Origin of the sequence: Pseudomonas sp. GLN_2 (assembly GCF_043106005.1) — a bacterium.
Taxonomy (GTDB): Bacteria; Pseudomonadota; Gammaproteobacteria; order Pseudomonadales; family Pseudomonadaceae; genus Aquipseudomonas; species Aquipseudomonas alloputida.
The window spans coordinates 23,452-43,344 of record NZ_JBICMC010000090.1 but is presented as its reverse complement, the minus strand read 5'-3'; the positions used below and the strand labels follow the sequence as shown (position 1 = coordinate 43,344).

The following is a 19,893-nucleotide window of genomic DNA, read 5'->3' as shown; positions in this document are numbered from 1 at the left end:
TAACAGTTAACGGAAATGCTTGTCGACTGTTCGTTTGCAAATGGCCAGCACATGCCAATATCCCCGTGTCGGAACTTTCGGCTGCCAACAAAGGCGGCACTTTTAGCGTCTGTGCAGACCAGACAACTGGATATCAAGCCCATGCACCCTATGGACATGCAATCAGCCGTCATTGCCAGGCTTCCTGTCCCTGACGAACTGGAGTCATTCAAAGTTGTAAAGAATCTTGTGACCTCGGCGTTATTGGAGTGTTGTTCAATCGTCGAGTTCGAAGCACTGAAAGAAACACCGGTCATTGAACGTGTGACTGAACAGGCACATGCCGATTTACAGGCATTTGCCATGAAAGATCCGGCTGCCGGCCGCGACCTGGTCTTCATTGCAAAAACCTACACCTCTTATTCTGCGGTTTTGCATTATCGGCTTGCCCATTGGATCTATAACAATAGCGCCGCGACCTACGGCGCCGGCGGTCAATGCCTGGCCGCCATGATCTCCAGGCGCGGAAAAATGCTTTCGGGGGCGGAGATCCATTTCCGCAGCCGCATTGGTGCGCGCTTCATCATCGATCACGGCATGGGCACCGTCATTGGCGAAACGTCGACCATTGGTGACGACTGCTACGTGCTTGGCGGCGTAACCCTGGGCGCCCGCGGTATCAGTGACAACCCCTCGAGCCCCAGGCACCCGACGTTGGGTAACCGGGTACAGATCGGCGCTTTCGCCAGTGTGCTGGGCGCTATTCATGTCGGTGACGGTGCGTTTATCGGGCCGGGCTGCATTGTGACCAAAGACGTCCCAGCCGCTGCCCGGGTACAGGTTAAAACATCATTGCAGGTGGTATTGGAATCATGAACGCTCTGAACTATGAAGTTTTAAGAAATACCGAAAAACTGTATTACAAAGACCAGTACCTGGCGGGCGCGAATACGCAAGTAGCGCGGGTGCACAGTGACGGCATCGAGTTGCTGAGTACGGTGGCCTATCCAGAAGGGGGCGGCCAGGAAGCGGACTTCGGCACCATTGAATTACCGGTGGGTACCGTGCGATTCGTCTGGGTTAAAAAACTCTACGGTAGCCCTATTCGCCTGGACGGTTTCAAAGGCGGAAAACTGGGCGGCATTATTATTCACAGCCTGCACCCGGATGATTTACACCTGTTGGATGAAGTCACCGTAGGCATGCCGGCCCGCGTCACTATCGATATTGAACGGCGCGAACGGCTGACGTTGTCTCACAGTGCCAGTCACTTCCTGTATGCCGCCGCCATCGGGCTGCGTGAAGAATTGAAGCAATGGACTATCGGCTGCCATATCAAGGAGGACACGGCACGTTTCGACTTCCTGGTCGAGGACGCGTTCACGGCTGAAGACGTGCTTGAAATTGAACGACGGGCGAATGAACTGATTGGCTGCGATGCGCCGATCGAGCACTACGCGGTTCAAGGCCTGGAAGACGCGCGTTTGTGGACCTACGACGGCATCGAAATCCCGTGCGGTGGTACGCACCTCGATTCGCCTCGGCGCATCGGGCGCCTTAGCGTCAAGCGCAAACGCCTGGGTAAAGGCAAGGAACGGCTGATCTGCGTGTTCCCCGAGGCCGAAATCGACTTGTCCACTTATCACGAGCACGCACTATGAACAGCACGTTACCGCGGCGCACGTACCTGTACTTCACGGCACAGTCGATCAACCTGACGACTGCCGTGATGTCGGTGACGATGGCCGCCATTGTCGGGGCTGCGCTGGCGCCTGATGCCGCATGGTCCACGGTGCCGTACGGGTTCCAGTTTCTGTGCCTGATGTTGGCAACTTATCCGGTCTCCAGGCTGATGAGCCGCATCGGCCGTAAAAAGGCGTTCATGCTGGGCGCGATTCCCCTGGCGCTGTCTGGCGTCAGCGGCTTTCTGGCGGTGGAGCACCAGCATTTTCCAACGCTGGTCCTCAGCCACTCTGCATTGGGTGTGTACATCGCGTTCGCCAACTTCAACCGGTTCGCGGCAACCGACAATCTTTCCCAGGCCTTGAAGCCCAAGGCACTTTCGCTGGTCGTGGCGGGCGGGGTCATTGCTGCTGTCGTCGGGCCGACGCTTACCGAGTGGCTGCGTGACGTGGGTGGTTACCCCCTGTTTTCGCTGTGTTATGCCGCGTTTGTCGGCCTGGCGTTGCTTTCATTGTTGATTGCGCTGTGCCTGCCCAACGATGCCGGTAAGGCCAGCGCGGTCAACAGCGCAGCAAAGCCGGCCAGTGTCCGTGCCGAGCCGGCAGGCCCGAGCGTGGTTGTGGCAATGGCTGTCGCTGCGCTGGGCTACGGGATCATGAACCTGCTGATGATCCAGGCCTCGATGCACATGAAACACATGCACGAGGACTTCACCGACGTCCGCCTGGCGATCCAGTGGCATGTGATTGCCATGTTTGCCCCGTCGTTCTTCACCGGCGCCATCATCCAGCGGCTGGGTATCAAGACCACCATTTGCGCGGGCCTGGCCCTGTTGATCGGTTGCTCGGCGATGAATATCTGGTCGCACAGCTACGCCATGATGACCCTGGCACTGATTGCCCTCGGGCTGGGCTGGAACCTCACTTACGTAGGCGGAGGTGCCTTGCTGGCCCAGTCACTGCAGAACAGCCCGGCAGCGATGCAGATGCAGGGCAAGAACGACCTGGCCATTGCCATATTTGCCACCCTCGGCGCATTCAGCCCTTCGCTGTTGCTCAGCTCGGTTGGCTGGGACGGTACCAACGCCATCTGCATGGTCCTCTGCCTGGGGCTGCTGGTTGCCACTGCCGGCCTGCTGCAGAACAAGGCCTGCCTGCAAACGTCAATGGAAGGTAGCCGCAAATGAGCGAGCTCATCAGTGTCAGCGATCGTATCTACACCAAGCTGGAAATGAACAACCCAGGCGGTAGCCACAAATACCGGGCGGCGCGGCGGATCATCGAACATGCCGTGCGCAAGGGGGACATCATTCCCGGGGTGACGACCGTCATCGAAAAAACCGGTGGGAGCTTCGGCTTTGGCTTGCTGGCGGCCTGCCACAAGTACCAGGTCGCCGTAGAGCTGGCGGTCGGGCTGAGCTTCAGCCAGACCAAGCGGGATCTGCTGGAGTGTTTCGGTGCTCGGCTGATCGGCAAGGAAATGCTGATGGCCGGTGCCACACCCAAGGACGTGGTGATGCATCACCTGGATAACCAGGCCGCGTTGGGTAAGTCATACTTCTACACCGACCAGTTCAACAACCCGGTGGGCATCGAGGCCCATCGTTATCAGACCGCCAGTGAACTGGCCCTGCAACTGACCAACGCCGGGGCAGGGCGGCAGATCCTGTTCGTGGGCTGTGCGGGTACTGGCGCCAGTTTCACGGGTATCACCCTGGGGCTGAAAGACCATGGCTTCGACGTGTCGACGGTGCTGGTCGACCCCAATGGCTGTGATTCGAGGGCTGGCGTGTTCGCCGATCATCGTTTTGAAGGCATGGCCGTGGGCGTTTGCCCGCCGTTCATGGACTGGTCGCTGGTGGACGAGCGGGCTCAGGTGCAACATGCAGAAATGCTCGCCGCACAGCGCTGGTTCTACATGCAGAGTGGCATTTTTGTCGGTAATACAGCCGCTGCCTGCCTGGCGGTTGCCCAGCGCATGGCCCAGCACCCGCGGTATGTCGAGACCACCCTGGTGACCATCGCCTATGATGCCGGCCTCTGGTACCAGGATCTGCTGGGGGCTAACCGGCGAAAGGCCGCGTAGCCTCCTGTGTCAGGCTCATGATCCAGAGGCTGGCACGGTACCTGTGGGAGAGGGCAAGCACGCGAAGCATGCGACGCGGTGTATGGCACGGGCTTCGCCCGTGTTCGCGGGCGCGCCCGCTCCCACAGTGATCGCGCAATCGCTCAGATGTTGAATCGCGTCAGTCGATCAGGCGCCGTGGCACTTCTTGTACTTCTTCTCGCTACCGCACGGGCACGGGTCGTTGCGGCCAACGTCCTTCAGGGCGTTGCGCACCGGTTCTTGGGGACCGTGGTTGCAGTGCGGGCCGTGTACATGGCCGTGGTCGTGGTGGTGATCATGGTCATGGTTGCAGTCAGGGCCATGAACGTGGGGTTGTTGGGACATTGCAGGGTTACTCCGGTATGTGATCGCCGGGGATTATCTCACCACTGCGCGAGATGTGCAGGTCCCGATGGATGAGCAGCCCGGTCGCCAGTTCGCCCTGCAGGGTGTAATGCAGGGGCTGCTTGCTTCTGAGCAGCTTGGCCAGTGGCTTCAGGTGCTGCCACAGGTTGGTTCGTGCGGTGATCTTGAAAGTGCGCCCTGCATGCCCGCCCACGCTGCGCCATACGCTGGCTTCATCCTGCACCAGTAGCAGGTCATTGAGGCGTATTGCATAAGACACGTTGCGAATGAACAGGCGGCTGTCATTGGGGTTGTCGACCCGCAGGTGCAGCACGAACTCCTGTTCCAGCAACCTGGCCTTGACCGTTTCGACCTCGACCAGATGCACTTCGGGCTCGCGCCAGTCCTCGCCCCAACTCGCACAGCCCGTCAGCCATGCCAGCAGCGCACCGAGCAGTAGCAGACGGGTGCGCTCGATCATGTTCAGTTCCCGACGTAGCTGGCGCAGCATTTCTTGAATTTGTGCCCGCTGGCGCAAGGGCAGGGGTCGTTGCGCCCGGCCTTCAACCCGACCGTGGGGTCGATGAAGTACCAGCGGCCGGCATGCTGGACGAACGCCGAGCGTTCGCGGTGCTGATGATCGCCGTCTTGGTCGTGCCAGCGTGCGGTGAAGGTGACGAAGCTGTGCTCGGGTTGGCCGCCCAGCACTTCTGCGCTTTCCACCTCCAGGCCCAGCCAGGTGCTCTGTGCACTCCAGTCGGCCATGGCAGCACGGTCCAGGCCGGCTTGCTGGGCCGGTAGGGTGGTGGCTACCAGGTAGTCAATAAGGCCCAGCACGTAGGCACTGTAGCGTGAGCGCATCAGGGCCTGGGCATCCGGTGCCGGGGTACCGGCATGGTAATGCCCGCAGCAGGCGTCAAGCAGGTTGCCACTGCCACAAGGGCAGACCGAGACACTCATCATCACCACCAGTACTTGCCGAAGTTTTCAGGGTTGGCCCAGAACCTGGCATTGAGCCAGTCCGGGACCTGCTTATAGTCATGTAGATCATAGGTGAACAGGCTCAAAACCTGTTGGTCACGGCAGAATTTCTCGCTGGCCGACATGGCCAGGGCGAAAAAGTCGGTGTCCTGCCAGCCGCAGGCAGCCAGGTCGGCCAGCACTGCAACCCGGCTGGCATTGAGGTTGCGAATACCGCCGAGCAGCTCCAGGCCGGTGCGCTTGGGCAAGTGTTCCAGGCAGTCCACCAGTACCGCCAGGTCAAAGCGCTTGGCGGCCAGGTCGGCCGGCAGCGGGCCAGGGGCGGCGGTGTCGATGGTCACCTGGGGGTGCGCCTGGGCGAAGGCGTCCAGCGCCGGAAAGCGGGTACCCACCAGCAGCAGCCGTTGTGGAGTGAAGCGTTCGAGCAGGGCTGCCAGGGCTTGTTGCGGGGTGCGTGTGGAGAAACCTTCGGTCATTGCCATTCCTCGTTCAAGTCATCCAAGACTAGCGGGCCGCGGCGTGCGGGCAAAGGGGCATGTGACCGTGTCGTAGCTTATTGCTGGCAGGGTTGGAATGCGCGGTCTTTACTCCCAGAGATCGGCCTTATGCCGATTCCCCCTAGGAGAAGCAATGAAATGAGCATAGTACGCACAGCGTTACCCCTGGTACTGCTCACCAGTGTGTTGACTGGTTGTGCAGGTTTGCAAAAAACCGACTGGCCGAAATGTGCCGCCGTCGGGGGTGTAGGCGGCGCCGCCCTGGGCGCCATCGAAAGCTCCAGCTGGGCTGGCTGGGGCGCGTTGCTGGGCGGTGGCCTGGCGGCGGGCTATTGCTGGGCCCATGGCGATGGCGACGAGGATGGCGACGGCGTGCCTGACAGCCGTGACAAGTGCCCTGGCACCCCGCGTGGTGTGCAGGTCGATGCCAACGGATGCCCGCCTGAGCCGGTTGCGGTGGTCGAAGAAGTGGTGGTGCAGAAGGAAGAAGTCATTGTCATCCGCGATGTGCACTTCGAGTTCGATTCTGCGCGCCTGACGGCCAGTGACAAAGAGCGCCTCAATACCATTGCCACGCGCCTGAAACAGGAGGCGCCCTCTGCCCGCCTTAGCGTCAGCGGCCATACCGACAGCGTCGGTTCCGACAGCTACAACCAGAAACTGTCCGAGCGACGTGCCCATTCGGTGACCGATTACCTGGTCGAGAGCGGTGTACCGCGCAGCAGCTTCGTTTCGGTGGTCGGCGCGGGTGAAACCCAGCCGGTGGCAGACAACGCCACGGCCGAAGGGCGTGCCATGAACCGTCGTACCGAGATCAAGATCCAGCGGTAAGACGGCGGGCGCCCGTGCCTCGAGCAGTGGCACGGGCGCGTCTTCATGCCGGCCAGCCGTTTGTGGCCAATGACACAGGAGCATTCAGCATGAGTGTGACGTCGAAGGCGGCACTGCCGCTGTTGGTGGCTGCCAGCCTGCTCGCGGGCTGCGCTACGCACAGCGATGGCAGCGCGCCCCTCAATCAAAGGACCTGGCCCATCTGTAGCCTGCTGGGCGGCTTGGTCGGTGGTGGCCTTGGGGCCATCGAGAGTTCTTCCTGGGCTGCCGGTGGCGGCGCCTTGGGTGCCATCGCCGGCGGGCTGATTTGTTACGCCCAGGACGGTGACGAAGATGGTGACGGCATTTTCGACCGGCGCGACCACTGCCCCGAGACCCCTGCCAACACGGCGGTCGACCACATGGGTTGCCCACTGAAACAGTACCCGGCCGCGCCACCTGCCAGTGCACCCGAACCCTCGCCAGAGGTGATCACCCTCGATGACAACGGCGCGGTGATGTTCGCCTTCGACTCCGCCGAGCTGACGCCGGCGGCCCAGCAACGCCTGCAAGGCCTGGTGGCGAAGCTCAATTCACCGACAGTGGCCAAGGTCCGTGTGATCGGGCACACCGACGGTGTGGGCTCCGACAGCTACAACCAGGCACTTTCCGAACGCCGCGCCAGCAGCGTTGCCGAGTACCTGATCGGCCAGGGCCTGGAGATGGGCAAGGTCACCAGCCAGGGCCGTGGGGAAAGCGAACCGGTTACCGACAACGAAACCGAGGAGGGCCGCGCGCGCAACCGACGGGTGGAGCTGTACCTCAACTGAGTGGTGCTGGCGCCTGTCTTGGCCTTGCCGTTAATGTTGTTCGCACGGTTTGCTCGATCAGGCCACCTCGACATGACAACTCTCTATAGGGGCGTGGTATGAAGTTCATCCTGGGCCTGGGCAAGGTCCTGACGGTCGCTTTCTGGGGGGTGGTGCTGTTCAATCAGCTGATGCCACAACCCTTGCCCTTCAATCTGCTGATCAATGCCGCAGGCATCGTCTTGTTTGGCCTGCACCTGCTTGAAGTGCTGTTTTTCAATCGCAGCCTGCGCGGGCGCAGTCACCGCTGGTTTGACCGTTTGCAAATCCTGTTGACGGGTATCTTCCATGTCATGTCCATTCCCCGCCCGCGGGAGGCGCCGCGGGTGAACTGATCTTGCAGCGCCTCTGATGCTCACTGCGATCCCTTGCAGGAGCGGGCTTGCCCACGAACACCGGCAACGCCGGCGCCATGCACCGTGGCACCGGCTTCGCTGCAGGTTGCACGCAGCGCCTGTCAGATGACCAGTCGCGAACTGGCCACCGCAACCACTGCCAGCCCCAGCAGCAGATTGACCCCCACCATCCGCCGAATGCGCCCCAGTACCGCCGCACCCGTCGGCCAGTCCTCGGCCTGCACCGCTGCCTTCAATTCCGGCAGCAGCAACGCCTGAATGCGCATGAACAAGGCAAACATGGCGATCCCGCCACCGATCATCACGTGCACGTACCGGGGCGCCGTCTCGAAACCGCTGAAGCGCATGTGCAACATGCCGATACCACTTATCGCCAAAATCGCCACCGCCAGCCAGACCCAGCCGAAGAAGCGTCGGAAAACTTCCACCCACAAGCGCAGGCGGGCAGGCCCTTCAAGGGCTGCAACCGTTGCCGGGCGCAGCACCAGCCAGGCGAAGAACATGCCGCCGACCCATACGAGTGCGGCCAGAACATGCAGGGTGTAGGGCAGGGCAAAGGCGAGCATTCGGATCTCCATGCGGCAGAAAGGGCAATAGCGGGGTATGATAGCCGCCCCATGCGAAACACTGAAAATATATCCAGCCCTCCGGGCGCCTGCAGACCATGATCAGCAACGAACTCAAAGCCACTATCCAGGGCGCCTATTCGCGTTTTCTCGAAGCCAAGAGCCTCAAGCCGCGCTATGGGCAGCGCCTGATGATCGCCGAAGTGGCCAAAGTGCTTGGCGACATTGCCTGCGACGATGAAGGCCGCCGCGCTGGCGAGCCTGCCGTGGTGGCCGTGGAAGCGGGCACCGGTACCGGCAAGACGGTAGCCTACAGCCTGGCGGCCATCCCGGCTGCCAAGGCCGCCGGCAAACGCCTGGTGATCGCCACGGCCACCGTGGCCCTGCAGGAACAGATCGTCTTCAAGGACCTGCCCGACCTGATGCGCAGCAGCGGCCTCAACTTCAGCTTCGCCCTGGCCAAGGGCCGTGGCCGCTATCTGTGTCTGTCCAAGCTCGACATCCTGTTGCAGGAAGGCCACGCCCAGTCAGCCACGGCTCAGTTGTTCGAGGAAGAAGGCTTCCGCATCGAAGTCGACGAGCGCAGCCAGAAGCTGTTCAACAGCATGATCGAGAAGCTTGCCGGCAACCGCTGGGACGGTGACCGTGACAGCTGGCCAGAGGCCCTGGAAGACCAGGACTGGGCACGCCTGACCACCGATCACAGCCAGTGCACCGGCCGCCACTGCCCCAACTTCCAGCAGTGCGTGTTCTACAAGGCCCGCGAAGGCATGGGCAAGGTCGATGTGATCGTCACCAACCACGACATGGTCCTGGCCGACCTGGCCCTGGGTGGCGGTGCGGTGTTACCTGACCCGCGCGATACCATGTACGTGTTCGACGAAGGCCATCATCTGCCAGACAAGGCCATCGGCCATTTCGCCCATTATTCGCGGCTGCGTTCCACCGCCGACTGGCTGGAGCAGACCGCCAAGAACCTGACCAAATTGCTGGCCCAGCATCCGCTGCCTGGCGACCTGGGCAAGTACATCGAGCAGGTGCCGGAGCTGGCGCGAGAAGTACGCACCCAGCAGCAGTTCATGTTCACCCTTTGTGAACAGGTGGCTGACTTCCGTCCCAGCGAGGACACCGAAGGCCGTGAGCGCCCGCGTTACCGTTTCGAGGGTGGGGTGGTGCCGGAGCAGATTCGTGAAGTGGGCATCGAACTGAAAAAGGGCTTTGCCCGCCTCAACGATCTGTTCACCCGCCTGGCTGACCTGCTCAAGGAAGGCATGGACGGCGAGGTCAATATCGGCATCGCCAGCCATCAGGCCGAAGAGTGGTATCCGCTGTTCGGCAGCCTGGTCACCCGTGCCCAGGGTAACTGGGAACTGTGGACGGCCTTTACCGCCGAAGACCCTGAAGACAGCCCGCCCATGGCGCGCTGGCTGACCTTGGCCGAAAGTGGCGCGCTGTTCGACATCGAAGTCAATGCCAGCCCCATCCTCGCCGCCGACATGCTGCGGCGCAGCCTGTGGAGCGTGGCCCACGGCGCGCTGGTGACCTCGGCGACATTGACCGCGCTGGGCAAGTTCGACCGTTTCCGCATGCGCTCGGGGTTGCCGCGCGACGCAGTCACCTGCGTGGTGCCCAGCCCGTTCGTGCATGGCGATGCCGGCCTGTTGCGGGTCCCCGACCTGCAGGCCGACCCACGCGATGCAGCAGCGCACACCGCGGCGATCATCCGCGAGCTGCCGAACATCGTCGAGGATGCACGTGGCGCGCTGGTGTTGTTCTCGTCACGCAAACAGATGCAGGATGTGTTTGACGGTCTGGACCGTGACTGGCGCAAGCTGGTGCTCATCCAGGGTAACCTTTCAAAGCAGGAAACCCTGAACAAGCACAAGGCGCGGGTCGACGATGGCCAGCACAGCGTGCTGTTTGGCCTGGCCAGCTTCGCCGAAGGTGTCGACCTGCCGGGCGCGTATTGCGAGCACGTGGTCATCGCCAAGATTCCCTTTGCTGTGCCCGACGACCCGGTCGAAGCTGCGCTGGCCGAGTGGATCGAGGCACGTGGCGGCAACCCGTTCATGGAAATTGCCGTGCCTGACGCCTCGTTGAAGCTGATCCAGGCCTGCGGCCGCCTTCTGCGTACCGAGCAGGATCGCGGCGTTATCACCTTGCTTGACCGGCGCTTGGTCACGCAGCGCTACGGCAAGGCTATTCTCAATGCGCTGCCGCCGTTCCGGCGGGAAATTTCCTGACCGCCGGAGCACTTGCGCCGGCGCATTGTCCATCACTCGTCTTGGGCCCATCAGGGCCCTGAAGGAGAGCTCCAGCCTTATGATCCGCCGCACCCTGCCCGCCGTTTTCGCCTTGTTGTGCAGTTCGCCCTTGCTGGCCGGGCAGCAGACGCTGTTCAGCTTCGTGCGCCCGGCTTCGGTGGTCAATGTGGCGACCGTGGATGCCGGCATGCCGCAGTACAACGCGGAACAAACGGCCGAGGGCGAGGTGTTGCGGCGTGTGGTGTTCAACCCGGCCCAGCAGCCGACCCTGCGCCTGAGCCCGCAGAGCGGGGTGTGGGACTGGTCCGCCGGGCAGTTCCTGACCTTGCGCCTGCAAAGTGCCATGGATTGGGCATTGACCGTGGATGTCACCGTGCAAGGCAGCGATGGCCGCACCTTGACCAGCCGTATCGACCTGCCCGCGGGCCCCGCGCAAACCGTGCTGGTGCCCCTGACGGCCAGTTCGCCGTTGGACCAGGGCATGCGCGCCGGCCCGCCGATGCCCTGGAATCATGGTGGTCAGCGCCTTCTTTTGACCAGCAGTGCCGGTGCAATCGACCTCAAGCAGGTGACCTCGGTCAGCTTGAGCATTCCCAGCCCCAAGGTGGCGCAGAGCCTGCTGATCGAGCGTGTCGGTATCCAGGATGACAACCAGGCGTACAGGGCGGCCTACCACGAGCTGATTGATGCTTATGGCCAGTCGACTCGCGGCAACTGGCCCGAGAAGGTATCCAGTGACGAGCAGCTCAAGGCGGCCGATACCCGTGAACAGCAACAGCTCAAGGGCTGGTTGGCAGAGCGTGGCAAGCAGCGATTGGACGCTTACGGTGGCCTGGTGGGCGGGCCGGCCTTTGCAGCAAAGGGCTTCTTTCGCACTGAAAAGCGTGATGGCCGCTGGTACCTGGTAACGCCGGATGGGCACCCGTTCTATTCCCTGGGGGTGAACGCCGTGGCGGCAGACGGCGGGCGTACGTATGTCGCCGGGCGCGAAGGCATGTTCAAGGCCTTGCCCGCTGAGGGCGATGCATTGGCGGCGTTCTATGGCGAAAGCAACAACGACGATGGCAATGCCTCGTCGCAAGGGCGCAATTTCAAGCAGGGGCGCTGGTTCGACTTCTACGCCGCCAACCTGCAGCGTACCTATGGCAAACCCTGCCCGCCCGCAGTGGAGGGCCAGCCAGCCGATTGCGCGCCGCCGTTGCTGGATGCCGACCGCTGGCAGGCGCATGCGCTTGATCGCCTTCAGGCCTGGGGGTTCAACACCGTTGGCAACTGGAGCGAGCCGGCGCTTGGTCAAGCCAGACGCATGCCCTATACCTTGCCGCTGTCGATCGTAGGCGACTACGCCAGCATCAGCACTGGCATGGACTGGTGGGGCCGCATGCCCGACCCGTTCGACCCGCGTTTTGCCATGGCCACCGAGCGTGCCGTGGCCATCGCCGCGCGTGATCACCGTGACGACCCTTGGCTCATCGGTTACTTCGCCGATAACGAACTGGCCTGGGCAGCCCCTGGAAGCGACCCCAAGAGCCGCTATGGCCTGGCCTACGGCACCTTGCGCCTGACCACCGACGTGCCAGCCAAACGCGCATTCCTCAAGCAGTTGCGCGACAAGTATCGCAACCAGGAAGGGTTGTCCAAGGCCTGGGGCATCGAACTGACCGCCTGGGAACTCATGGAAGATCCTGGCTTCGAGGCGCCGTTGCCTGACCCGGAGCACCCGGAAATCGAACGGGACTACCAGCACTTCCAGCGGGTATTTGCCGAGACCTACTTCAAGACCATTTCCGATTCGTTGAAGTGGCATGCGCCCAATCACATGCTCCTGGGTGGCCGCTATGCGGTCAGCACACCGGAGGCGGTCAAGGCCTGCGCCGAGTTCTGCGATATTCTGAGCTTCAACTTCTATACCCTCAAGCCACAGGACGGCTACGACTTTGCCCGCCTGGCGGAGCTGGACAAGCCGGTGCTGGTGTCCGAGTTCCAGTTCGGCTCGCGTGATCGCGGGCCGTTCTGGCCGGGGCCATTGGAGCTGGCGCGGGAAGAGGATCGCGGCCCGGCCTATGCAAACTTCCTCAAGGCAGCCATGGCGCAGCCGATGATCGTTGGCGCGCACTGGTTCCAGTACCTCGACCAACCGGCCAGCGGTCGCCTGCTCGATGGTGAGAACGGCCACCTTGGGCTGGTGGCGATTACCGATATGCCCTATCCAGGGTTTGTCGATGCCGTGCGCAAAAGCAATCTGCAAACCATGAACCAACTGCGTGCCGAGCTGGAAAAACCGGCCCCCTGAGATCAGGTGGATGCAGTCAACCCAGGTGAGAGCGGCCTTGTGCCGCGACCACTTGGCCCAAGCCAGTTTGCAAAACACCCAACTACTGAAACAATGCACACCTTTTTGAATATGGTCGTACGGAGAGCAGCGGGTGCAGATCCAGGGTCACTATGAGCTGAAGTTCGAAGCTGTGCGCGAAGCTTTTGCCGCGCTGTTCGATGATCCCCAGGAGCGTGGCGCCGCGCTGTGCATCCAGGTGGGTGGTGAAACCGTCGTTGACCTGTGGGCTGGCAGTGCCGACAAGGACGGCCAGCAGGCCTGGCACAGCGATACCATCGCCAACCTGTTCTCCTGCACCAAGACCTTCGCGGCTGTTACCGCCCTGCAGCTGGTCGGCGAGGGCAAGCTGGCCCTCGATGCCCCAGTGGCCAACTACTGGCCCGAGTTTGCCCAGGCGGGTAAGCAGTCGATCACCTTGCGTCAGCTACTCAGCCACCGTGCCGGCTTGCCGGCCATACGCAAGCTGTTGCCGGCTGAAGCCTTGTATGACTGGCATTTCATGGTCGATGCCCTGGCAGCCGAGACACCGTGGTGGACGCCAGGCACGGAACACGGCTATGCCGCCATCACCTATGGCTGGCTGATCGGCGAGCTGATTCGCCGTGCCGACGGCCGTGGCCCTGGCGACTCGATCGTGGCCCGCACCGCCCGCCCATTGGGGCTGGATTTCCATGTTGGCCTGGCCGACGAAGAGTTCCACCGCGTGGCGCATATCGCCAGGGGCAAGGGCAATGCTGGAGACAGTGCAGCGCAACGCTTGCTGCAGGTGACCATGCGCGAGCCTGAGGCACTGTCGACCCGTGCCTTTACCAACCCGCCCGCGATACTGACCAGCACCAACAAACCGGAATGGCGGCGCATGCAGCAGCCAGCGGCCAATGGCCATGGCAACGCACGCAGCCTGGCGGGGTTCTATGCCGGGCTGCTGGACGGCAGCCTGCTTGAATCCGAACTGCTCGATGAGCTGACCCGCGAGCATAGCCTTGGCCAGGACCGGACCTTGCTCACCCAGACCCGTTTCGGCCTGGGCTGCATGCTCGACCAGCCCGATGTGGCCAATGCCACCTTTGGTCTCGGCGCCCGCGCCTTTGGCCACCCCGGTGCCGGTGGTTCGGTCGGTTTTGCCGACCCGGAGTACGATGTGGCCTTCGGTTTTGTGGTCAATACCCTCGGCCCTTACGTGCTGATGGACCCACGCGCCCAGAACCTGGTACGCGTCCTTGCCGGTTGCCTTTGATCGGGTAATGCGGGTATTGCCACACCCCTTTGACTATCCTCAATGCCAACGCCTGAAGTTCGTAGGCAAAATATCTTTCTATTTCATGGTGTATCGCTGATGTCTTCACATAAAACCTTAGCACTCGCCCTGTGCCTGACCGCCGTAACCGGCTGCGCCAGTCACTCCCCGGACGGCTCCAAGGAAGGTGGCTCCAGCTGGTGGCCTTTCGGTTCGGACAAGGTTGCCGAGCAGGAAGTGAAGTCAGCCGTCACTGAAAACGTGGCCAAAGCCGATGCCAAATCCGAAAGCTCCAGCCGCTGGTGGTGGCCGTTCGGCGGTGACGACAAGCAAGCCAAGGGGCCGGTGGTGCCGAAGATCGATCAGAAGGCCACTCAGGCCTGGCTGGACGAATACGAGCCCAAGCTGCGCGAAGCGATCAAGGACAGCAAGCTGGAGCTGGAGCGTCGTGACAATGTGCTGGCGGTAACCCTGCCGGTGGACAGCTCGTACAATCCCGATCGCCCGAACATGTTGCTGCCCATGTCCCTGGGCCCGATCACCCGTGTCGCCAAGACGGTCGAAGGCGACCCCAAGACTGCCGTGCTGGTACTGGGCCATGCCGACAGCAGCGGTGCCGCCGTTGCCAACCAGAAGCTCAGCCTGGAGCGCGCCGCTTCGGTATCGGCCATCTTCCGCCTCAGCGGCCTGCAGCGTGACCGCCTGACCCTCAAGGGTATGGGTTCGGTGATGCCGCGCGCTGCCAACGACAGCGCCGAGGGGCGCGCCCTGAACCGCCGCGTGGAAATGTTGCTGACCCCGCAAAACACCATGGTCGCGCTGCTGGCCAAATACCAGCAGGCCGCCCCGGCACCCGCCCCGGCCTCGATGGTGGCGGTGCAGGATGCCAAGGCACCCGCCGCCAAGGCCGCTGGCAGCAAACCGGCCGTCAAGGCTGCGGCGAAGAAACCTGTAGCCAAGGCCAAAACGCCTGCGAAGACTGCAGCCAAGAAAAAAGCTGCGCCGGCCAAGCCTGCCGCCAAGAAAGCTGCCGTTGACAAGAAAGTAGCTGCCAACAGCCCTGCGAAGACCAACTGATCGTCAAGGAACCGCAGTAATGACCCAATCCCTGGCCGATATGCGCCGCGACTACACCCGTGATGGCCTGGCCGAAGCCCAGGCACCAGGGGAGCCGTTCGCCCTGTTCCACCAGTGGTTCGCCGATGCGGTGAAAACCGAGCAGGTACCGGTAGAAGCCAACGCCATGACCTTGGCCACGGTGGACGGCGAAGGTCGCCCGCATTGCCGTGTTTTGCTGTTGAAGGGGCTCGACGAGCAGGGTTTCACCTTCTTCACCAACTATGACAGCGCCAAGGGCCAGCAACTGCAAGCCAACCCCTTTGCGGCAATGACCTTCTTCTGGCCGGCCCTGGAGCGTCAGGTGCGCATCGAGGGCCGGGTGCAGAAGGTCACGGCGCAGGAGTCGGATGCCTACTACCAGGTACGCCCGCTGGGCAGTCGCCTAGGGGCTTGGGCTTCGCCACAGAGCCGTGTGATTGCCGGGCGTGAAGAGCTGGAGGGCCTGGTTAAGGCCACCGAAGCGCGTTTCTCCGACACCCAGCCGCACTGCCCTGAGCATTGGGGGGGATACCGTTTGTTGCCCGAGCGCATCGAGTTCTGGCAGGGGCGGGCAAGCCGCCTGCATGATCGTTTGAACTATCGGCTGGTGGACGGGCAGTGGCTGCGAGAGCGGCTGGCGCCCTGAGCAACTGGGGCCGCCAAGCGGCCCCAGCCATTGATCAAGCTACCCCGGATAACCTGCCGCCTCGCGCTCCAACCACCCCGCCAGCTGCTTACGCCCCACCTTCTCCTGGCGCGCCTGCGCCAGCCTTTCCAGCATGAACGCGCGTTTTTCAGGATCGGCCCCTGCCAGCGACAACGCCAGGTCGCGGTCCATCCAGCGGCGCATGCGCACATACAACCACCAGTGGAAATACAGTCCCGTAACGGTGGTGACCACGACGATGAAGTAATCCATGGCTATTCTTGGTCTCACTTGAAAGGCCTTCGACACAGCCCGGCAGGCTGTACCCCGGCTGAATGAAAACAATTTTATTACGTTTGTACCGTGACAGCCGTCAATGTGCAGCGTCTAATGAGCACCTGACTTATGGAGACTTTACCCATGCGTAAATCCGCTTTGCTGGTGGCGACCTTTACCACCATGTCGCTGCTGCTGGGGGGCTGTGCCTCGAGCCTGACCGGTGACAGCTACTCTCGTGACGAAGCCCGCCGCGTGCAAACCGTGCGTATGGGTACCATCGAATCCCTGCGTCCGGTCAAGATCGAGGGTACCAAGACCCCGATTGGCGGCGGTGCCGGTGCCATCGTGGGTGGCGTAGCTGGCAGCGCCGTGGGCGGTGGCCGTGGCAGCATCGTGGCTGCCGTGATCGGTGCCGTGGCCGGTGGCTTGGCGGGTTCCGCAGCAGAAGAAGGCCTGACCCGTACTCAAGGTGTCGAAATTACCGTTCGTGAAGATGATGGCAGCATGCGCGCCTATGTGCAGGCCGTGCAGGAGAACGAAGTCTTCCGCGTTGGCGAGCGCGTGCGCATCATGACAGTTGACGGTACCAGCCGCGTTTCGCACTGACCGTAGCGCAGTAAAACAAAACCCCGACATGGCTGCTGCCAGTCGGGGTTTTTTCATGCTTCAGCCAAGTCAGGCAGCGCTGGTTTTGCGGCTGGCCATTGCGGTGACGGCGTAGCCGATCACCGCGGCAAAGAACGAACCAGTAAGAATACCCATGCGGTCCATGCCAGCATACTCACTGCTACCCGGGGCGAAGGCGAGCGAGCCTACGAACAGGCTCATGGTGAAGCCAATGCCGCAGAGTATCGCCACCCCCAGAATTTGCCCCCAACCCGCACCCGCAGGCAGCGCGGCCAGGCGCAGCTTGACCGCGACCCAGGTCAGGCCGAACACCCCCACGGTCTTGCCCAGCAACAGGCCGACCGTGATGCCCATCGGCACGGGGTGGGTGAAGCTGTCTAGGGTCATGCCTGCCAGCGAAACGCCGGCATTGGCGAAGGCGAAAATGGGCAGGATGGCATAGGCCACCCAAGGGTGCAGGGCGTGTTCCAGCGCCAAAAGAGGCGACGACTCAGCATTGCGTGTACGCAGCGGGATGCAAAAGGCCAGGGCGACACCGGCCAAGGTGGCATGCACGCCACTCTTGAGCACGCAGACCCACAGGATCAGGCCAACGATCATGTAGGGTCCAAGCTTGATCACGCCAAGCCGGTTCATCGCCACCAGTACCAGCAGACAGGCCGCAGCCAGCAGCAGCGACACACTCGACAGGGTGCCGGAGTAGAACAGGGCGATGACAATGATCGCACCCAGGTCGTCGATGATCGCCAGGGTCATCAGGAACAACTTCAGTGACACCGGTACGCGCTTGCCGAGCAGGGCCAGGACGCCGAGGGCGAAGGCGATGTCGGTGGCGGTAGGGATCGCCCAGCCTGCCACGGCCGCAGGATTGTCACGGTTGATGAACCAGTAGATCAACGCTGGCACCACCATGCCGCCCACGGCTGCGGTGGCAGGCAGAATCACTTGTGAGGGCTTGGACAGGTGACCGTCGACCACCTCGCGTTTGACCTCCAGGCCGATGAGCAGGAAGAACAGGGCCATCAGGCCGTCGTTGATCCACAGTAGCAATGGCTTGGCGATGTTCAGCGCGCCGACCTGGACGGCGACGGGTACGTCGAGCAAGCCGCCGTACAGGTCGGACAGTGGCGAGTTGTTGATGATCAGGGCCAGAACGGCGGCGGCGATCAGCAGCAGGCCGCTGGCAGCTTCGAGCTGGAAGAAACGGGTAAACAGGCTACGCACGGGCTGTAGGCCCTCCATGAGCAGTTTATGAAGGGTGCGGGCGTACACCCTAGCCTGTGACGATGTTCCTTAAAACAAAAAACATATTCGTTTTTGTTATATGTTGTTGCTGGCAGGCCTGGGGCAAGCCTAGATGGATTTGGGGAAGGATGGGGGAGGGGAAGTCTGGAGTAGGTGCTGGAATCGTCTGATGCCGGACCGGGCCCTTTCGCGGGTAAACCCGCTCCTACAGGGGGCCATTGCCATTGTTCCGTGTAGGAGCGGGTTTACCCGCGAAGAGGCCCTGTCAGTCGATAAAGAGTCAGAGGCCGAGCATATCCCGCGCCACCGCCTCTGCGATGCGAATGCCATCCACACCGGCTGACAGGATCCCGCCCGCGTACCCGGCCCCTTCACCCGCCGGGAACAGCCCTTTGAGGTTCAGGCTCTGGTAATCCTCACCGCGGGTAATCCGCAGTGGCGACGAGGTACGCGTCTCGATCCCGGTTAACACCGCATCATGCAGGTTATAGCCCTTGATCTGCCGGTCGAACGCCGGCAGTGCCTCCCGAATCGCCTCGATGGCGAAGTCCGGCAGGCTCGGCGCCAGGTCACCCAAGGTCACGCCCGGCTTGTAGGACGGCTCGACACTGCCCAGTGCGGTGGAGGGCCGGCCGGCGACAAAGTCACCCACCAGTTGCGCCGGTGCCTGGTAGTTGCTGCCGCCCATTACATAGGCGTGCGCTTCCAGGCGCTCCTGCAGTTCGATACCGGCCAACGGGCCACCCGGGTAGTCGCGCTCGGGGTCGATGCCGACGACGATGCCGGAGTTGGCGTTGCGCTCGTTACGCGAATACTGGCTCATGCCGTTGGTGACGACTCGCCCAGGCTCGCTGGTGGCCGCGACCACGGTGCCACCCGGACACATGCAGAAGCTGTATACCGAGCGGCCATTCTTGGCGTGGTAAACCAGCTTGTAGTCGGCGGCACCCAGTTTCGGGTGGCCGGCGTACTTGCCCAGACGTGCCTTGTCGATCAGCGTTTGCGGGTGCTCGATACGGAAGCCCACCGAGAACGGCTTGGCTTCCATGTAGACACCTTTGGCGTGCAGCATGCGGAAGGTGTCGCGGGCGCTGTGGCCCAGGGCCAATACCACATGGCGAGAGTGCAACTGCTCGCCGCTTTCAAGCACTACACCGGTCAGTTGGCCATCTTCGATCAACAGGTCGGTGACCTTCTCCTGGAAGCGCACGTCGGCCCCCAGGGCGATCATGTCCTGGCGCATCTGTTCGACCATGCCGGTGAGGCGGAAGGTGCCGATGTGCGGCTTGTTGATGTACAGGATTTCGTCTGGCGCACCGGCCTTGACGAATTCTTCCAGCACTTTGCGGCCGTGGTGTTGCGGGTCCTTGATCTGGCTGTACAGCTTGCCGTCCGAGAAGGTACCGGCGCCGCCTTCACCGAACTGCACGTTGGACTCAGGGTTGAGCACGCTTTTACGCCACAGGCCCCAGGTGTCCTTGGTGCGCTGGCGCACTTCCTTGCCGCGTTCGAGGATGATCGGCTTGAAGCCCATTTGTGCCAGCAACAGGCCGGCAAAGATGCCGCACGGGCCGAAACCGACCACGATCGGGCGCTCCTGCAGGCCTGCCGGGGCCTGGCCAACAAACTTGTAGGTGACGTCGGGGGCTGGGCCGATGTTGCGATCATCGGCGAACTTGCTGAGCAGCTCGGCTTCGTTGCTGGCTTCCAGGTCGATGGTGTAGATGAACAGCAGTTCGCTGTTCTTCTTGCGCGCATCGTAGCTGCGCTTGAACAGGTTGAAGCTGAGCAGTTGCTCGTCGCGGATGCCCAGGCGCTGGACGATGGCTTCGCGCAACGCTTCGTCGGGATGGTCCAGGGGCAGCTTCAGTTCGGTGATTCGTAGCATGGCAGGGTCCAGTATCCCGGCCATGGGCGGCCGGCGGCTTTACACAAACCGCCAAGTATAAGCTGTTAGACGCCCCGACTGG

General features: G+C 62.3%; 21 protein-coding genes. 13 read left to right on the top strand and 8 right to left on the bottom strand.

Going from position 1 to position 19,893, the window contains the following annotated elements; translation table 11 throughout:
• Positions 1-141: 141 nt before the first annotated feature.
• From ACF8Q6_RS22440 to ACF8Q6_RS22425, 4 genes are read left to right on the top strand one after another with little or no spacing between them, the layout of a single operon-like run.
• A complete protein-coding gene (locus tag ACF8Q6_RS22440) occupies positions 142-855 on the top strand; it encodes a serine O-acetyltransferase (RefSeq protein WP_003254905.1) in 714 nt (237 codons plus the stop codon).
• Positions 852-1,640, top strand: coding sequence for an alanyl-tRNA editing protein (locus ACF8Q6_RS22435; protein ID WP_004576216.1), 789 nt, complete (start codon positions 852-854; stop codon positions 1,638-1,640). The genes ACF8Q6_RS22440 and ACF8Q6_RS22435 overlap by 4 nt, the downstream gene beginning before the upstream one ends.
• Positions 1,637-2,848: an MFS transporter gene (locus tag ACF8Q6_RS22430; RefSeq protein WP_392490477.1), complete on the top strand. Its 1,212-nt coding sequence runs from the start codon at positions 1,637-1,639 to the stop codon at positions 2,846-2,848. The genes ACF8Q6_RS22435 and ACF8Q6_RS22430 overlap by 4 nt, the downstream gene beginning before the upstream one ends.
• Positions 2,845-3,747: a pyridoxal-phosphate dependent enzyme gene (locus ACF8Q6_RS22425; RefSeq protein WP_004576214.1), complete on the top strand. Its 903-nt coding sequence runs from the start codon at positions 2,845-2,847 to the stop codon at positions 3,745-3,747. The genes ACF8Q6_RS22430 and ACF8Q6_RS22425 overlap by 4 nt, the downstream gene beginning before the upstream one ends.
• 168 nt (positions 3,748-3,915) lie before the next feature.
• Here the strand turns inward: ACF8Q6_RS22425 and ACF8Q6_RS22420 are convergent, their stop codons facing one another.
• From ACF8Q6_RS22420 to ACF8Q6_RS22405, 4 genes are read right to left on the bottom strand one after another with little or no spacing between them, the layout of a single operon-like run.
• The gene (locus ACF8Q6_RS22420; protein WP_233691139.1) at positions 3,916-4,113 is read right to left on the bottom strand and encodes an SEC-C metal-binding domain-containing protein; all 198 of its coding nucleotides are present in this window, start codon (positions 4,111-4,113) and stop codon (positions 3,916-3,918) included.
• 7 nt (positions 4,114-4,120) lie between these two features.
• The gene (locus tag ACF8Q6_RS22415) at positions 4,121-4,594 is read right to left on the bottom strand and encodes an LEA type 2 family protein (protein ID WP_392490478.1); all 474 of its coding nucleotides are present in this window, start codon (positions 4,592-4,594) and stop codon (positions 4,121-4,123) included.
• Between the two features lie 2 nt (positions 4,595-4,596).
• A complete protein-coding gene (locus ACF8Q6_RS22410; RefSeq protein ID WP_392490479.1) occupies positions 4,597-5,073 on the bottom strand; it encodes a YchJ family protein in 477 nt (158 codons plus the stop codon).
• A 2-nt stretch (positions 5,074-5,075) separates the two neighbouring features.
• Entirely contained in the window at positions 5,076-5,570 is a 495-nt protein-coding gene (locus tag ACF8Q6_RS22405) for a DUF6231 family protein (RefSeq protein WP_392490480.1), read from the bottom strand.
• A gap of 159 nt (positions 5,571-5,729) precedes the next feature.
• Here ACF8Q6_RS22405 and ACF8Q6_RS22400 point away from each other — a divergent pair, with 159 nt between their 5' ends.
• The 3 genes from ACF8Q6_RS22400 to ACF8Q6_RS22390 all read left to right on the top strand — a co-directional run bounded on the left by ACF8Q6_RS22400 (position 5,730) and on the right by ACF8Q6_RS22390 (position 7,605).
• Positions 5,730-6,422, top strand: a complete 693-nt coding sequence (locus ACF8Q6_RS22400) for an OmpA family protein (RefSeq protein ID WP_010952284.1) — start codon at positions 5,730-5,732, stop codon at positions 6,420-6,422.
• A gap of 89 nt (positions 6,423-6,511) precedes the next feature.
• The gene (locus tag ACF8Q6_RS22395) at positions 6,512-7,231 is read left to right on the top strand and encodes an OmpA family protein (RefSeq protein ID WP_392490481.1); all 720 of its coding nucleotides are present in this window, start codon (positions 6,512-6,514) and stop codon (positions 7,229-7,231) included.
• Positions 7,232-7,329: 98 nt separating this feature from the next.
• On the top strand, positions 7,330-7,605 hold the full coding sequence (locus ACF8Q6_RS22390; RefSeq protein WP_003254892.1) for a DUF1145 domain-containing protein: 276 nt from the start codon (positions 7,330-7,332) through the stop codon (positions 7,603-7,605).
• 122 nt (positions 7,606-7,727) lie between these two features.
• Here ACF8Q6_RS22390 and ACF8Q6_RS22385 read toward each other — a convergent pair whose 3' ends face one another.
• Positions 7,728-8,192, bottom strand: a complete 465-nt coding sequence (locus ACF8Q6_RS22385; RefSeq protein ID WP_010952286.1) for a CopD family protein — start codon at positions 8,190-8,192, stop codon at positions 7,728-7,730.
• A 98-nt stretch (positions 8,193-8,290) separates the two neighbouring features.
• On the opposite strand from ACF8Q6_RS22385, the gene dinG reads away from it, so the two are divergent.
• From dinG to pdxH, 5 genes are all read left to right on the top strand, one after another.
• Complete coding sequence (gene dinG / locus ACF8Q6_RS22380) at positions 8,291-10,435, top strand: ATP-dependent DNA helicase DinG (RefSeq protein ID WP_003254889.1); 2,145 nt, start codon at positions 8,291-8,293, stop codon at positions 10,433-10,435.
• Positions 10,436-10,514: 79 nt separating this feature from the next.
• Positions 10,515-12,749 (top strand): beta-galactosidase, encoded by a 2,235-nt coding sequence (locus ACF8Q6_RS22375; RefSeq protein ID WP_392490482.1) that lies wholly within the window; start codon positions 10,515-10,517, stop codon positions 12,747-12,749.
• A 133-nt stretch (positions 12,750-12,882) separates the two neighbouring features.
• On the top strand, positions 12,883-14,028 hold the full coding sequence (locus ACF8Q6_RS22370; RefSeq protein WP_392490483.1) for a serine hydrolase domain-containing protein: 1,146 nt from the start codon (positions 12,883-12,885) through the stop codon (positions 14,026-14,028).
• 99 nt (positions 14,029-14,127) lie between these two features.
• Positions 14,128-15,105: an OmpA family protein gene (locus tag ACF8Q6_RS22365; RefSeq protein ID WP_064492951.1), complete on the top strand. Its 978-nt coding sequence runs from the start codon at positions 14,128-14,130 to the stop codon at positions 15,103-15,105.
• A gap of 19 nt (positions 15,106-15,124) precedes the next feature.
• Positions 15,125-15,772: a pyridoxamine 5'-phosphate oxidase gene (gene pdxH / locus ACF8Q6_RS22360; RefSeq protein ID WP_003254885.1), complete on the top strand. Its 648-nt coding sequence runs from the start codon at positions 15,125-15,127 to the stop codon at positions 15,770-15,772.
• Between the two features lie 39 nt (positions 15,773-15,811).
• Here the strand turns inward: pdxH and ACF8Q6_RS22355 are convergent, their stop codons facing one another.
• On the bottom strand, positions 15,812-16,045 hold the full coding sequence (locus ACF8Q6_RS22355; protein ID WP_003254884.1) for a hypothetical protein: 234 nt from the start codon (positions 16,043-16,045) through the stop codon (positions 15,812-15,814).
• Between the two features lie 147 nt (positions 16,046-16,192).
• Between ACF8Q6_RS22355 and ACF8Q6_RS22350 the strand changes: the two genes are divergently transcribed.
• Positions 16,193-16,657 carry a glycine zipper 2TM domain-containing protein gene (locus ACF8Q6_RS22350; RefSeq protein ID WP_003254883.1) on the top strand — a complete coding sequence of 155 codons (465 nt, stop codon included), beginning with the start codon at positions 16,193-16,195 and terminating at the stop codon, positions 16,655-16,657.
• Positions 16,658-16,726: 69 nt separating this feature from the next.
• Here the strand turns inward: ACF8Q6_RS22350 and nhaA are convergent, their stop codons facing one another.
• Together nhaA and ACF8Q6_RS22340 are read right to left on the bottom strand one after the other, a co-directional pair.
• Positions 16,727-17,920 carry a Na+/H+ antiporter NhaA gene (nhaA, locus tag ACF8Q6_RS22345; protein ID WP_392490484.1) on the bottom strand — a complete coding sequence of 398 codons (1,194 nt, stop codon included), beginning with the start codon at positions 17,918-17,920 and terminating at the stop codon, positions 16,727-16,729.
• 283 nt (positions 17,921-18,203) lie between these two features.
• Positions 18,204-19,811, bottom strand: a complete 1,608-nt coding sequence (locus tag ACF8Q6_RS22340) for an NAD(P)/FAD-dependent oxidoreductase (protein WP_003254881.1) — start codon at positions 19,809-19,811, stop codon at positions 18,204-18,206.
• Positions 19,812-19,893: the final 82 nt, after the last annotated feature.

Excerpts from the sequence above, each read along its gene's own strand:
- ACF8Q6_RS22355 (WP_003254884.1), bottom strand. The coding sequence starts at position 16,045 with ATGGATTACTTCATCGTCGTGGTCACCACCGTTACGGGACTGTATTTC.
- ACF8Q6_RS22390 (WP_003254892.1), top strand. The coding sequence starts at position 7,330 with ATGAAGTTCATCCTGGGCCTGGGCAAGGTCCTGACGGTCGCTTTCTGG.
- ACF8Q6_RS22375 (WP_392490482.1), top strand. The coding sequence starts at position 10,515 with ATGATCCGCCGCACCCTGCCCGCCGTTTTCGCCTTGTTGTGCAGTTCG.
- ACF8Q6_RS22435 (WP_004576216.1), top strand. The coding sequence starts at position 852 with ATGAACGCTCTGAACTATGAAGTTTTAAGAAATACCGAAAAACTGTAT.
- ACF8Q6_RS22385 (WP_010952286.1), bottom strand. The coding sequence starts at position 8,192 with ATGCTCGCCTTTGCCCTGCCCTACACCCTGCATGTTCTGGCCGCACTC.
- nhaA (WP_392490484.1), bottom strand. The coding sequence starts at position 17,920 with ATGGAGGGCCTACAGCCCGTGCGTAGCCTGTTTACCCGTTTCTTCCAG.
- ACF8Q6_RS22410 (WP_392490479.1), bottom strand. The coding sequence starts at position 5,073 with ATGAGTGTCTCGGTCTGCCCTTGTGGCAGTGGCAACCTGCTTGACGCC.
- ACF8Q6_RS22350 (WP_003254883.1), top strand. The coding sequence starts at position 16,193 with ATGCGTAAATCCGCTTTGCTGGTGGCGACCTTTACCACCATGTCGCTG.
- ACF8Q6_RS22340 (WP_003254881.1), bottom strand. The coding sequence starts at position 19,811 with ATGCTACGAATCACCGAACTGAAGCTGCCCCTGGACCATCCCGACGAA.
- ACF8Q6_RS22365 (WP_064492951.1), top strand. The coding sequence starts at position 14,128 with ATGTCTTCACATAAAACCTTAGCACTCGCCCTGTGCCTGACCGCCGTA.
- ACF8Q6_RS22425 (WP_004576214.1), top strand. The coding sequence starts at position 2,845 with ATGAGCGAGCTCATCAGTGTCAGCGATCGTATCTACACCAAGCTGGAA.
- ACF8Q6_RS22430 (WP_392490477.1), top strand. The coding sequence starts at position 1,637 with ATGAACAGCACGTTACCGCGGCGCACGTACCTGTACTTCACGGCACAG.
- ACF8Q6_RS22420 (WP_233691139.1), bottom strand. The coding sequence starts at position 4,113 with ATGTCCCAACAACCCCACGTTCATGGCCCTGACTGCAACCATGACCAT.
- ACF8Q6_RS22395 (WP_392490481.1), top strand. The coding sequence starts at position 6,512 with ATGAGTGTGACGTCGAAGGCGGCACTGCCGCTGTTGGTGGCTGCCAGC.
- dinG (WP_003254889.1), top strand. The coding sequence starts at position 8,291 with ATGATCAGCAACGAACTCAAAGCCACTATCCAGGGCGCCTATTCGCGT.
- pdxH (WP_003254885.1), top strand. The coding sequence starts at position 15,125 with ATGACCCAATCCCTGGCCGATATGCGCCGCGACTACACCCGTGATGGC.
- ACF8Q6_RS22415 (WP_392490478.1), bottom strand. The coding sequence starts at position 4,594 with ATGATCGAGCGCACCCGTCTGCTACTGCTCGGTGCGCTGCTGGCATGG.
- ACF8Q6_RS22440 (WP_003254905.1), top strand. The coding sequence starts at position 142 with ATGCACCCTATGGACATGCAATCAGCCGTCATTGCCAGGCTTCCTGTC.
- ACF8Q6_RS22405 (WP_392490480.1), bottom strand. The coding sequence starts at position 5,570 with ATGACCGAAGGTTTCTCCACACGCACCCCGCAACAAGCCCTGGCAGCC.
- ACF8Q6_RS22400 (WP_010952284.1), top strand. The coding sequence starts at position 5,730 with ATGAGCATAGTACGCACAGCGTTACCCCTGGTACTGCTCACCAGTGTG.